This window comes from Pandoraea commovens (assembly GCF_902459615.1).
Taxonomy (GTDB): domain Bacteria; phylum Pseudomonadota; class Gammaproteobacteria; order Burkholderiales; family Burkholderiaceae; genus Pandoraea; species Pandoraea commovens.
In genome coordinates, this window is the sequence record NZ_CABPSA010000005.1 from 182,000 (window position 1) to 194,478 (window position 12,479).

General features: G+C 64.3%; 10 protein-coding genes. 2 read left to right on the forward strand and 8 right to left on the reverse strand.

Annotation, left to right across the window (positions count from 1 at the left end; translation table 11 throughout):
* Positions 1-85: 85 nt before the first annotated feature.
* The 6 genes from PCO31010_RS16080 to dctP all read right to left on the reverse strand — a co-directional run bounded on the left by PCO31010_RS16080 (position 86) and on the right by dctP (position 7,153).
* Positions 86-1,618 (reverse strand): malonate--CoA ligase, encoded by a 1,533-nt coding sequence (locus PCO31010_RS16080; RefSeq protein WP_150665134.1) that lies wholly within the window; start codon positions 1,616-1,618, stop codon positions 86-88.
* A gap of 86 nt (positions 1,619-1,704) precedes the next feature.
* On the reverse strand, positions 1,705-2,505 hold the full coding sequence (locus PCO31010_RS16085) for an enoyl-CoA hydratase/isomerase family protein (protein ID WP_246184634.1): 801 nt from the start codon (positions 2,503-2,505) through the stop codon (positions 1,705-1,707).
* Positions 2,506-2,542: 37 nt separating this feature from the next.
* Positions 2,543-4,114 (reverse strand): malonyl-CoA decarboxylase domain-containing protein, encoded by a 1,572-nt coding sequence (locus PCO31010_RS16090; protein WP_246184635.1) that lies wholly within the window; start codon positions 4,112-4,114, stop codon positions 2,543-2,545.
* Between the two features lie 86 nt (positions 4,115-4,200).
* Complete coding sequence (locus tag PCO31010_RS16095; RefSeq protein ID WP_150577701.1) at positions 4,201-5,544, reverse strand: TRAP transporter large permease; 1,344 nt, start codon at positions 5,542-5,544, stop codon at positions 4,201-4,203.
* The gene (locus PCO31010_RS16100) at positions 5,541-6,110 is read right to left on the reverse strand and encodes a TRAP transporter small permease (RefSeq protein WP_150665136.1); all 570 of its coding nucleotides are present in this window, start codon (positions 6,108-6,110) and stop codon (positions 5,541-5,543) included. Before PCO31010_RS16100 ends, PCO31010_RS16095 begins: the two co-directional genes overlap by 4 nt.
* A complete protein-coding gene (gene dctP, locus PCO31010_RS16105; RefSeq protein ID WP_150665137.1) occupies positions 6,107-7,153 on the reverse strand; it encodes a TRAP transporter substrate-binding protein DctP in 1,047 nt (348 codons plus the stop codon). The genes PCO31010_RS16100 and dctP overlap by 4 nt, the downstream gene beginning before the upstream one ends.
* A 351-nt stretch (positions 7,154-7,504) precedes the next feature.
* Between dctP and PCO31010_RS16110 the strand changes: the two genes are divergently transcribed.
* Complete coding sequence (locus tag PCO31010_RS16110) at positions 7,505-8,176, forward strand: GntR family transcriptional regulator (RefSeq protein WP_039400112.1); 672 nt, start codon at positions 7,505-7,507, stop codon at positions 8,174-8,176.
* A 156-nt stretch (positions 8,177-8,332) separates the two neighbouring features.
* Here the strand turns inward: PCO31010_RS16110 and lgt are convergent, their stop codons facing one another.
* Together lgt and PCO31010_RS16120 are read right to left on the reverse strand one after the other, a co-directional pair.
* Positions 8,333-9,223 (reverse strand): prolipoprotein diacylglyceryl transferase, encoded by an 891-nt coding sequence (gene lgt / locus PCO31010_RS16115; RefSeq protein WP_150665138.1) that lies wholly within the window; start codon positions 9,221-9,223, stop codon positions 8,333-8,335.
* 237 nt (positions 9,224-9,460) lie between these two features.
* Positions 9,461-10,423 (reverse strand): LysR family transcriptional regulator, encoded by a 963-nt coding sequence (locus PCO31010_RS16120; RefSeq protein WP_150665139.1) that lies wholly within the window; start codon positions 10,421-10,423, stop codon positions 9,461-9,463.
* A 113-nt stretch (positions 10,424-10,536) separates the two neighbouring features.
* Here PCO31010_RS16120 and ilvD point away from each other — a divergent pair, with 113 nt between their 5' ends.
* Positions 10,537-12,405 (forward strand): dihydroxy-acid dehydratase, encoded by a 1,869-nt coding sequence (gene ilvD, locus PCO31010_RS16125; protein WP_150665140.1) that lies wholly within the window; start codon positions 10,537-10,539, stop codon positions 12,403-12,405.
* Positions 12,406-12,479 lie beyond the last annotated feature (74 nt).

Consider the following 12,479-nt stretch of genomic DNA (forward strand, 5'->3'; position numbering starts at 1 on the left):
CCGCGGGGCGCCGCATGCTCCAGACGCCCCGCGGGAGGTCGCAAGTCCCCCGCCCAACCTCATGCGACAACGTGTCGCAAGCGACTTACTTGAAGCGATCGCGCAGCACGTTCTTTTGCACCTTGCCCATCGTATTACGCGGCAGCTCCGCGACGACGTGCACACGCTTGGGCACCTTGAAGTTGGCAATGCGCTGCTTGAGTGCATCGATCACAGCGCGCTCGTCGGGTGCCTGCGCGCCGGCGCGTGGCACGATCACCGCGACCACCGCTTCGCCGAAATCCGGGTGCGGCACGCCGATCACGGCCGACTCGGCCACCCCGTCCATCTCGTCGATGAAACCCTCGATTTCCTTCGGGTAGACGTTGTATCCGCCTGAGATGATGAGATCCTTCGAGCGGCCGACGATGTGCACGTAGCCATCCTCATCGAACTTACCCACGTCACCTGTCTTGAAGAAGCCGTCATCGGTAAACTCCTCAGCCGTCTTCTCCGGCATGCGCCAGTAGCCCGCAAAGACGTTCGGCCCCTGCACCTGAATATGCCCGATGTCGCCTTGCGCACTCGGCTGGCCGTCGTCGCCGACCACACGCACGGTCACGTCTGGCAGCGGCACGCCGACGGTGCCCGCACGGCGCACCTTCGCTGCGTCGCCATGATACGGATTCGAGACGAGCATCACCGTCTCCGACATGCCGTAACGCTCCAGAATCGTATGTCCCGTGCGCTCGCTGAACGCGTCGAAGGTCTCGCGCAGCAGCGGTGCCGAGCCCGAGATGAACAAGCGCATATGGCGACACACTTCTCGATTCAGTCCCGGCTCGGCAAGCAGACGCACGTAGTACGTCGGCACGCCCATGAACACCGTGGCCCTCGGCAGTTGATGCAGCACTTCGCGCGCATCGAACTTCGACAGCCAGATCATCTTGCTGCCCGAGTAAAGTGCCGCATGACTGGCGACGAACAACCCGTGCACGTGGAAGATCGGCAGTGCGTGCAGCAGAACGTCTCCACCTTCGCGCTCCCCCCAGCCCCAGAACGCATGCAGCACCCGCGTGTTGCTTGCGAGATTGCCATGCGAGAGCATCGCGCCCTTGCTGCGCCCCGTGGTCCCCGACGTATAGAGGATGGCCGCGAGATCGTCGGGTGCGCGCGGCACCGTCTCGAACGTGTCGTCGAACCAGGCCGCGCGCTCAAGTAGCGAGCCGGTCCGGTCGTCGCCCAGCGTGAAGACGTGTTTCGCGCCGTTAGTGAACGCAATCTTCGAGACCCAGCCAAAGTTCGACGGGCTGCACACCACCACATCCGGCTCGGCATTCTCGACGAAGTAGGCGATCTCACCCTCGCGATACGCCGTATTGAGCGGTAGATAGACGTACCCGGCACGCAGCGTGGCGAGATACAGCAACAGTGCTTCGGGCGACTTCTCGACCTGCACGGCAACGCGCGCCCCCGGCGTCAGATCCAGACTCGCGAGCAGGTTCGCGATGCGCGCACTGGCGTGCTCAAGGTCACCCCAACTGTAGTAAAGCCCTTCGAGGGTCTCGATGGCGCACGCCGATTTGTCCGCAGGGAAGCGTTCGGCAAAGAGTCGATAGAGGTTGGCGTCTTGCGTCATAAACAGAACCGGAAATCAATCAGAACGGGAAATGCGTCGATAAACATTGCATAGAGAGGGCGAAGCGCACAAGGCACACAAGACGCTCAACGCCCCCTGAAATCGGGCGGCCGCTTCTCGATAAACGCGGCCACGCCTTCGCGGTGATCGTGGGAGTCCCAGTAGGAGAAGGCTCGCTGCCACTCCGCCTCGGACAGCGGCGGCACGGGCGGCGCGAGCCGGGCAATCAGCCACTTGTTCAACTGCGCGGCGAGCGGCGCCCCGGCCGCGATGCGCCGTGCGCAAGTGTAGCCTGCCTCCTCGAGCGCTTCGTCGTCGACCACGCGGGTCAGCAGGCCTTTCTCGCGCGCCTCACTCGCGCCGAACACCCGCCCTTCGAGCAGGATTTCGAGCGTCGCAGCGCGACCGGCCAGCGCCAGCACGCCACGCAACTCGCCCGGCGCCATCGGAAACCCGAGTTTGTTGATGGGCACGCCGAAGCGCGCCCCCTCCCCCGCAATGCGCAAGTCGCAGTGCGTGGCGATCTCCATCCCTCCGCCCACACAAACGCCCTCGATCAACGCGACGCTCGGATGTCGGCAACGCGCCAGCGCATCGAGCGTCTGCCCGATGATCTCGCCGTGATAGCGACGCAACGTGTCATAGCTGCCGCGCTCGAGCGGAAACTCCTCGATATCCGCCCCGGCGGCAAAGTTGCCCTGCGCACCGCGAACCACGATGGCGCGCACGCGCGAGTCGTCGTCGAGCGCCTGCACATGCGTGCGCAGCGAGCGCCACATCGCCACCGAGATAGCGTTGAGTTTGGTGGGATTGGAAAGCGTGAGCGTCACCAATCCTTCGTCAAGCAGACTGTCGTCGCGCAGCACTTCGCCCACTACTTCGTTCACGCGTGTCTCCATGAGGTTATCCGTCATTACGCAAACGTTAAAGAAGACGCGACACCGCGCGCCCCAGCGCAGGCTCGCCATCGATGAGCCGTTGCAGGTTCGCGTCGAGTTCATCGGGCTCGTAAAGATAATTCACCATCATCCCGCACGACTGCTTCGCGCCTTTCTTCGAGAGATCGGCATGCCAGTTGATACGCTCCACGCGCGCGCCATTACCGAGGTGGAAGCGCGCCACGGGGTCTCGCGGCTGCCCACGCACGGTCTCGCGAGCGAGGTAGTGCGCTGCCAGCGCTTCGCCCAGCGCGCGCTGCAATGCCTGCCCGCTCTTGCGATCGGGGGTCGCCTGCAACCACGCCATCATCTGCGCCCCCGACGCTTCCGTCGCCAGCGACGGCTCCTGCGCAAGCAACTTCACACGCTTCGGCCCGAGGGCCTCGGCAAGCGCTTGCGCCGACAGTTGCCGCAACCAGTCGTTGAAGCCCGGAATCGGTGAGAGCGTTGCGAAGTTGCGCAGCTTCGGGAAGTCGACGTGCAACTCGTCTATCACGCGCTTAAGCAGGAAGTTACCGAAGCTCACCCCGCGCAGACCCGGCTGTGTGTTCGAGATCGAGTAGAAGATGGCCCACCGCACGCGCCGCAGGTCTTCGAGCGGCGCCTTTTCGTCCAGCAGCGAATGGACGTCCGCCGCCATCTCCGGAACGAATGCTACTTCGACGAAGATCAACGGTTCGCGCGACATACGAGGATGGAAGAACGCGTAGCAGCGGCGGTCGGAATCGAGCCGGTTGCGCAAATCGGCCCACGACGAAATCTCGTGCACGGCCTCGTAGCGCATGAGCTTTTCGAGCAGCGACGCAGGCGAATCCCAAGTGATCGGATGCAGCTCCAACAGACCGACATCGAACCAGGTCGAGAACAGGCTGCCCAGATCTTCTTCGAGCGCCGCCAACCCCGGCAACGCCGCGCGATGACGCAGCATGTCGGCTCGCCAACTTACGAGGAACGGAAGACCGTCCGGCAGCGCGTTGAAGCGCTTGAGGAACCGAACGCGCGCGCTCCCCAACGCCCCGGCGAGACCGGTCGCCGCGCTGGCGGCACGACGGGCGTCCTTCGTCGCATCTTTACTTGCGTCCTTGCCCGCATCCTTGGCACTGTCCTTGATCGCGCCCTTGCCATCGCCGCCAACCTCGCCATCGCTCGCGCAGATGTCGGCCACGACGGTGAGCAACGCCAGTTGTTCTTCGGCAGACGCGGCACCGTAGCGCGCCATGAACTCGCGCGCGGCCTCGTTGGCTGAGGAATCCGTCAGACGCGCCGAAAAGCACTGCGCCAACTGTCGGCGCAACGCGTTCTCCGCCCGCGCCGATAGCGGTGCGGCGACGACCTTGCCGTCCTTGCCGTCTTTCGGCGCACCGCCCTGCCCGCCCGATTTGCCGCGCCCGAACCACTGCCCGAGCCGCTCCCCGAGCGTCGGCTTGGGCGACGGCACCGGTGCGCTCACGTCCGGCACGCTCTCCGACGCACCGCGACCGGGCGAGGATGAAGAGGGCGACGAAGACGAAGCCGCCATCGACGAATTCAGCGCTACAGGCACAGACATTGCGGACATGATCGGCTCATCCTTCATGGTTTCCTCTCAAGGCACAGGGCTCGGTTCGGCTGCCGCCATCTCACGCGATATCACGTGAGATCACGTCATCCCATCAGCCTGTCCGGCAGCCACAACGACAGACCGGGCATCAGACAAATGAGCACGACAGCCACCACCATCAACACGACGAAAGGCATCACGCCCCAGACGATGTCGCGCAGCGCGATATCGGGCGCGGTGTTCTTGATCACAAAGATGTTGAGTCCGACCGGCGGGTGAATCAACCCCAGTTCCATGACAATCGTCATCACCACCCCGAACCACACCAGATCGAACCCGGCCGCGCGCAGCGGCGGCAGAATGATCGGCGCGGTCATCAGGATGATGCTTACCGGCGGCAAAAAGAACCCCAGCACGACCACCATCACCAGAATGGCGGCGAGCAGCACCCAGCGCGACAGTTGCAGCCCCACGATCCATTGCGCGGCCGACTGGCTGATGTGCAGATAGCTCATCACGTACGAGTAGAGCAGCGACATGCCGATGATGAACATGAGCATGGTCGACTCGCGCAACGTCCCCGTGAGAATCGGTGCAAGCTGACGCGGCTTCCACATCCGGTAAATCACGGCGATGAGCGCGAGCGCCAGCAACCCACCCAGCCCAGCCGTCTCCGACGGCGTTGCGTACCCGCCGTAGAGCGCCGCCATCACGCCGATGAGCAGCGTGACGAACGGCAGCACGCGCGGCAGCAGCGCCAGCTTCTCGCGCATCGTGGCGGGCGGCTCGCTCGGGAACGGCGATGGCGTACCGTCGCGCGCCAGTGCCAGTTGCGCGTTGGCGTATTCCTTGCGATAGCGCCATGCCGCGTAGCACGAGAACAGCCCCACGAGCAGCAGCGCAGGCACGATGCCCGCGAGGAACAGACGTCCCAGCGACTGTTCGGCCGCTACCGCATAGAGAATCATCGTGATCGACGGCGGCAGCAGAATACCCAGCGTACCGCCCGCCGCGATAATGCCCGCCGCGAACCCCGGCGAGTAACCGCGCTGACGCATCTCCGGAATCCCGGCGCTGCCGATGGCCGAACACGTCGCCGGACTCGACCCTGCCATGGCGGCAAACAATCCGCAGGCGAAGACGTTGGCGATGCCGAGCCCGCCTGGAATGCGTCGCATCCATGCGTGCAGCGCAAGGTAGAGGTCCTGCCCCGCGCGCGACTTGCCGATGGCCGCGCCCTTCAGAATGAACAACGGGATCGACAGCAGCGTGATGCTCGCCATCTCCTCGTAGACGTTCTGCGTCACCGTATCGAGCGACGATGCAGGCATGAAGCCGAACATGAACGCCACCGCGACAGCCCCCAGCGCGAACGCGATGGGCATCCCCGAAAACATGACGACGAGCGTTGCGCCGCCATAGAGCAATCCGATCGTGAGCTCGCTCATGCGTGCCCTCCCGTGCCGTGCTGCGTGGTGCCTCTCATCTCACACGCCCCGATGGCCACTTGCAGCAGCAACTGGACGGTGAGCAACGTCATGCCGAACGCCATCAGGCCGTAGGGGATCGCCAGCGGCGGCCCCCATGTCGAGCTGCTGGTCTGGCCGTCGACGTAGGCTTCCCAGAAGAGCGTCCACGACTTCCATGCGAAGAACGAGCAGAACAGGAATGTCAGGATGTCGACGAACCAGCGTCGCACGCGATTCACGCGCGGGGAGAGCAGTGTCGTGATCGCTTCGATGCCGATGTGCCCGCGCAGATGCTGCACGTGTGCGGCCGACACGAAGGTCGCGCCAACCAGCAGGAACACGGCGGCCTCGTCCTGCCAGTCGGTCGCGAGCTTGAGCACGTGCCGCGCGAACACGCTGTAGCTGAGCACCAGCGCGGCCCCCACGAGCGCGAGCATGCACACGACCATGAGCAGGCGGCTCACGCCCTGCAAGAGGGCGTCGAGCCGTCGCAACGCGCGCGAACGGGCGACTGCCGGCTCCGCGCTCGCGACGGCCCCGCTCATGCAGGCACCTTCTCGGCCAGCGCGAGCAGCTTCGCGCACGTATCCGACTTACTCGCGTAATCCTTCCACGCGGTGCGCCGGGCAATGTCGCGCCACTTCATCACGGTTGCTTCGTCGAGGTCATAGACCTTCGCACCGGCCTTCGTGTAGACACTCGCGATCTGCGCATCGTCCGCCTTCGCCGCTTCCGTGCCGAACGCTTCCAGATCGGCCCCGACTTGCAGAATGATCTGCTGCTGATCCTTCGGCAGCTTGTCGAAGACCTGCTTCGACATGAGCAGCGGCTCCAGCATGAACCAGTACGACTTGTTACGGCCGGTGGTCAGATGCTTCGAGACTTCTTCGAGACGGAACGACATCAGGCTGGTGGAGGACGTCATCGCGGCATCCATGGCGCCGGTCTGCATGGCCGCGTATAGCTCGTTCGACGGCAGCGAGATGACCGCCGCCCCCGCTTCCTTGAGCATCATGTCCATCTCGCGGCTGCCGCCGCGCACCTTCAGGCCCTTGGCGTCCTCAGGCGCGACAAGCGGCTTGGACCGGCTGGCCACACCCCCGGCCTGCCAGACCCAGCTCACGATCACGATGTCCTTCGCGGCGAGCACGTCGGTCAGCACCTTGCCGATCTCGCCGTTACGCCAGGCATTGCCCTGCGCATACGAGGTCACGAGTCCCGGCATCAATCCGATGTTCAGCTCCCGGACCTCGCCGCCCGCGTACGGCAACGGATACAGCGAGAGGTCGAGCGCCCCGCGACGCAACGCCGAGAACTGCGCGTTGGTCTTCATGAGCGAGCTGCCCGGATAGATCTGGAACTTCAGTGCGCCGTTGGTCCGCTTTTCGACTTCCTGAGCGAACTTGCGACACAAACGGTCGCGAAAATCGCCTTCGGTCAGCGTGCCGCCGGGGAATTGATGAGAAATCTTGAGTGGGCCGGTTTGCGCGAATGCGCCGCCCCAAGGGCTGGCCAGACCACCGGTGACCAGCGCCGATGCGGCACCGAGCATGAGTTGCCGCCGCAGCGGGGAAGGTGTTGTCTCCATGGCGTCTCCTGTCACTTTTGTCAGCGATGAACCTGCGAAGTCCGGTGCGTGACATCGCCCGAAGCCCGCTTCACTAACCGCCGAAGACGGACGCCGGGTGCACCACCGGAAACGCCGGCACTGCATGTACGGATGACTGCTTTGTTTTTGAAGTTTCGAGTGCGCGAGTTGCCGCTCTCGGAATGAAATCGTATAGTTAAACCATCGCGGTGTATACAAATTGACCCGTTAAAAAATACACTTTTGGCGTTTACCCCGATCTTCAATGGGGAATTCGCGCGCTACTTTGGTAACCATGAACCCCATACGCCCCCCGATCACAGGATCGAAACCCGACCGAGCGAGAGCGCCATGACCGTAAAACCGAAGCGATCGGAAGCGCTGCGACAGGCCATCGAGGAAAAGATTGCTGTGGGGGAGTACCCGCCCGGCATGCGACTCGACGAGGTCGAACTGGCCACTGCGTTCGGTGTGTCGCGCACACCGTTGCGTGAGGCGCTGATTCAGTTGGCATCGTCGGGTGTGATCGAGATCCGGCCGCGCCGGGGCGCGGTCGTCGCGCAAATCGACCCGCAGCGGCTGTGCGAGATGTTCGAGGTGATGGCGGAACTGGAGTCGATGTGCGGACGGCTGGCGGCGCGTCGCATTACCGAGGATGAACTGGCCGAACTACGGCAGACGCACGAAGCCAGCCGGGCGGCGGCCGAGGCGCGCGACATCGACACGTATTACGAAGTCAACGCGCACTTCCACGCGCTCATCTATCAGGCGAGTCACAACGCCTATCTTCAGGAGACGGCGCTGCAACTACACCGGCGGTTGCGTGTGTACCGCCGTTTGCAACTGCGCGTGCGCGACCGGCCGCATCAGTCGTTCTCGGAACACGACGCCGTTTTTCGTGCCATCGAGGCAGGCGACGCGGACGCCGCGTCGGAGCACCTGCGCGGCCACGTCACCGTGCAGGGCGAGCGCTTTGCGGACCTGATGGCGTCACTGCATGCGCTATCGCGCAAGGCGGGCTGAGGGCTGCCTACGCGGAGATTGTAAAAATCGACCGACGTTACGTCGGGCCTTCGCGGCATCGTCAGACAAAAAAAACGGGCCACCGGCGCAATGTCCGGTGGCCCGTTTTGAATCGAAGAACGGATGGGCGCGAGCGCGCCGTGAGTCACTACGCCTTCACGCCGCCGACGTCACCTGCGCGCGACGATACGACCACACCAGCATGATCACACCGGCGACGATCATCGGCAGCGACAGCCACTGGCCCATCGACAGACCAAACGACAGCAAGCCGAGGAAGGCGTCCGGTTCGCGCGTGAATTCGGCGAGGAAGCGGAACAGGCCATAGCCCACGAGGAACATGCCCGACACCGCGCCCACCGGACGTGCACGACGCGCGAAGAACCACAGCAGCAGGAACAGCGCCACGCCTTCGAGCGCAAATTCGAACAACTGCGACGGGTAACGCGGCAGCCCGTGGAACTGTGCGAACACCATTGCCAGCGCATGATCGGCCATCGCTTGCGGATGCGCGAACATCCACTGCGCGTCTTCCGCAGCCGCTTGCGGGAACAACATCGCGAAGCGCGAATCGGGCGACGTCACACGGCCCCACAACTCACCGTTGATGAAGTTGCCCAGACGCCCGGCAGCCAGCCCCAACGGAATCATCGGTGCGATGAGATCGGTGCCTTCGAGCAACGAGTGTCCGCGACGGCGCGTGAACAGCCACATCGCCACCAGCACCCCGAGGAAGCCGCCGTGAAACGACATACCGCCTTCCCACACCTTGAAGATGTCGAGCGGATTCGCCAGATAGAACGACAGTTTGTAGAAGATCACGTAGCCCAGACGTCCGCCGAAAATCACGCCGAGCACGCCATAAAACAGCATGTCGTCGAGATCCTGCGCCTTCCAGCCTTGCGCCGCGATGGATGGCTGGCGCACGCGCAAGCGTCCTACCAGCAGGAAGAGAATGAAGCCGACCAGATACATCAGGCCGTACCAGCGGATAGCGAGCGGGCCGAGATGAATCGCGACCGGGTCGAATTGAGGATGAATCAGCATGGATCAGAAGAATCGATTCGTGAACAAAAGTTCCGCCAGGGGGCGTAGGGACTGCCTTCGCAACGCGGCTGCCGTCGCCTCCGTCACCTAGTTTGCGCCATGCGCTGTGCCGGTCGATGAAACGGCCCACCGGCACGCTATGGGATGGGCTGCACGATACCACGAGCACACGGCAGCGCGACATGTGCACGCGCCCGCAAGTGCCACTTCCACGGTCCGGACACTCCGCAAGACGCCTCAGGTCGAGAGCGTCGCACCCGGCGGGGTATGCGCCACGCCGCGCGCCGTCTCGAGAAACCCTTCGAGCACCGGCGTGACTTCGGCCGTGCGCCATAGCAGTCCGGTCTCGATCAGCGTGCTCGTCTCGCGCAGCGCCCGGTAGGTCACCCCCGTGCGTCGCAAGTGACAAAGCGATTGCGGCACCAGCGCCACACCCATGCCCGCCGACACCAGACTGACAATCGTCTGCATCTGAATCGCCTCCTGTCCCACGCGGGGCGTGAGGCCGAGCGCGGCGTAGCATCCCATGATGATGTCGTAGAACGCCGGGGCCACGCGGCGGGGGAAGATGACGAGCGGCTCGTCGGCGAAATCCGCCAGGCTCACCGGCGCGCCGGGCTGGCCGTCGCCGTTCGACGCTAACGCATCGTCCGCATCGTCTGCGCCGCCGTGGCGCCCCGCAGGCAGCGCCAGCATCAGCGGTTCGCGCACGATGGGCAGATAGGACAGTTCGTTGGCATAGCGCGCAGGTACCGGCGGAATGAACAGACCGGCGTCGATACGCCCGTCCATCAGCGCCTCGACCTGCACGTCGCTGGTCGCTTCGAGCAGTTGCAGCCGCACGCGCGGATAGCGCTCGCCGAACTCGCGCAACAGCGGGGGCAGGATGCCGTAGTCCGCCGTCGAGACGAAGCCCAGCGAGAGCGTGCCGACCTCGCCGTGTGCCAACCCTTGCGCGAGGGCGGGCAGCGCGTCGGCATCGGCCAGAATGCGGCGCACTTCCGGCAGCAACTGCCGCCCCACCGCCGTCAGTTCGACTGAGCGGTTGGTGCGCACGAACAAGGGTGCGCCCAGCGACGCCTCCAGCGCCCGGATCTGCTGCGAGAGCGGCGGCTGGGTCATCGAGAGCCGCTGTGCGGCGCGGCCGAAATGCCGTTCTTCGGCCACGGCGACGAAGTATCGAAACTGACGCAGGTCCATGATATGTTTTTCGACTCAATCCGAGTCAAATAATATATTTGACAAGCATTCAAGGAAAGACGAATCTTGACGTCCTCCCCATAAGACAAGCTGTAGTTTCACGGAAGACGACCATGCCTCATTACCGTTCCCGCACCTCCACGCACGGCCGCAACATGGCCGGCGCCCGCGCCCTGTGGCGCGCCACAGGCATGACCGACAGCGACTTCGGCAAGCCGATCATCGCCGTGGTGAACTCCTTCACGCAGTTCGTGCCGGGTCACGTGCACCTGCGCGATCTGGGCGCCGTCGTCGCCAAGGAAATCGAGGCAGCGGGCGGTGTGGCCAAGGAATTCAACACCATCGCCGTGGACGACGGCATCGCCATGGGTCACGGCGGCATGCTGTACTCGCTGCCGTCGCGCGAACTGATCGCCGACTCCGTGGAATACATGGTCAATGCGCACTGCGCCGACGCCATGGTCTGCATCTCCAACTGCGACAAGATCACCCCGGGCATGCTCATGGCCGCCATGCGCCTGAACATTCCGGTCGTGTTCGTCTCGGGCGGCCCGATGGAAGCGGGCAAGGTCAAGTCGGGCGATGGCCAGGTCATCGCCAAGATCGACCTGATCGACGCCATGATCAAGGCAGCCGACCCGAAGATCAGCGACGCGGAAGTCGCCGAAGTCGAGCGCAGCGCCTGCCCGACGTGCGGCTCGTGCTCGGGCATGTTCACCGCGAACTCGATGAACTGCCTGACGGAAGCCATCGGCCTCGCCCTGCCGGGTAACGGCACCATCGTGGCCACGCACGCCTGGCGTCGCGGGCTGTTCGAGCAGGCTGGCCGTCTCGTGGTCGATCTGTGCCGCCGCTACTATCAGGAAGAAGACGCCTCGGTCCTGCCGCGCAACATTGCCACCAAGGCCGCGTTCGAAAACGCCATGACGCTCGACGTCGCCATGGGCGGCTCGACCAACACCGTGCTGCACTTGCTCGCCGCAGCACAAGAAGCGGGCGTCGATTTCAAGATGGCCGACATCGACCGTATCTCGCGCAACGTGCCGTGCCTGTGCAAGGCCGCCCCGGCGACCGACAAGTACCACATCGAAGACGTGCACCGTGCTGGCGGCATCATCGGCATTCTGGGCGAACTCGCCCGTGGCGGCCTGCTCGACACGTCGTGCGGCAACGTCCACAGCGGCACGCTCGGCAATGCCATTGCACAGTGGGACGTGACGAACAGCGCCAACGACAAAGCGCAAACGTTCTACAGCGCCGCCCCGGGTGGCGTGCCCACGACCATCGCCTTCAGCCAGTCGTCGACGTACCCGTCGCTCGACCTGAACCGCGAAGTGGGCTGCATCCGCGACAAGGAACACGCTTACACGAAGGACGGCGGTCTGGCCGTGCTGTACGGCAACCTCGCCGACAAGGGCTGCATCGTGAAGACGGCTGGCGTCGACGAATCGCAATGGGTCTTCACCGGCCGCGCACGCGTGTTCGAAAGCCAGGACGACGCCGTGGATGCGATTCTCGGCGACAAGGTGCAGGCGGGCGACGTGGTCGTGATTCGCTACGAAGGTCCGAAGGGCGGCCCCGGCATGCAAGAAATGCTGTACCCGACGTCGTACCTGAAGTCCAAGGGCCTGGGCAAGACTTGCGCCCTGTTCACGGACGGTCGTTTCTCGGGCGGTTCGTCGGGTCTCGTGATCGGCCACGCCTCGCCGGAAGCGGCCGAAGGCGGCACCATCGGTCTGGTGGAAGACGGCGACGTGATCGAGATCGACATCACCCAGCGCAAGATGCATCTGGCCGTGTCGGACGAAGAACTGGCCCGCCGTCGCGCCGCGATGGAAGCGCGTGGCGACGACGCGTGGCAGCCGGTCGGCCGCGAGCGTGTCGTCTCGCAAGCCCTGCAAGCCTATGCAGCACTCGCTACCTCCGCCGACCGTGGCGCAGTGCGCGATCTGTCGCAACTGAAGCTGGGCAAGCGCGGCTAATAGCGCGATCGGTTCAAACGTGAGCGGCGGCGGCCTCGCTGGACAAAGGCGCCCCGCTCGCTCGCAGTAACACA

Coding starts and splice junctions, on each gene's coding strand:
- PCO31010_RS16090 (WP_246184635.1), bottom strand. CDS start 4,114: ATGTCCGCAATGTCTGTGCCTGTAGCGCTGAATTCGTCGATGGCGGCT.
- PCO31010_RS16120 (WP_150665139.1), bottom strand. CDS start 10,423: ATGGACCTGCGTCAGTTTCGATACTTCGTCGCCGTGGCCGAAGAACGG.
- dctP (WP_150665137.1), bottom strand. CDS start 7,153: ATGGAGACAACACCTTCCCCGCTGCGGCGGCAACTCATGCTCGGTGCC.
- PCO31010_RS16080 (WP_150665134.1), bottom strand. CDS start 1,618: ATGACGCAAGACGCCAACCTCTATCGACTCTTTGCCGAACGCTTCCCT.
- lgt (WP_150665138.1), bottom strand. CDS start 9,223: ATGCTGATTCATCCTCAATTCGACCCGGTCGCGATTCATCTCGGCCCG.
- PCO31010_RS16100 (WP_150665136.1), bottom strand. CDS start 6,110: ATGAGCGGGGCCGTCGCGAGCGCGGAGCCGGCAGTCGCCCGTTCGCGC.
- PCO31010_RS16110 (WP_039400112.1), top strand. CDS start 7,505: ATGACCGTAAAACCGAAGCGATCGGAAGCGCTGCGACAGGCCATCGAG.
- ilvD (WP_150665140.1), top strand. CDS start 10,537: ATGCCTCATTACCGTTCCCGCACCTCCACGCACGGCCGCAACATGGCC.
- PCO31010_RS16095 (WP_150577701.1), bottom strand. CDS start 5,544: ATGAGCGAGCTCACGATCGGATTGCTCTATGGCGGCGCAACGCTCGTC.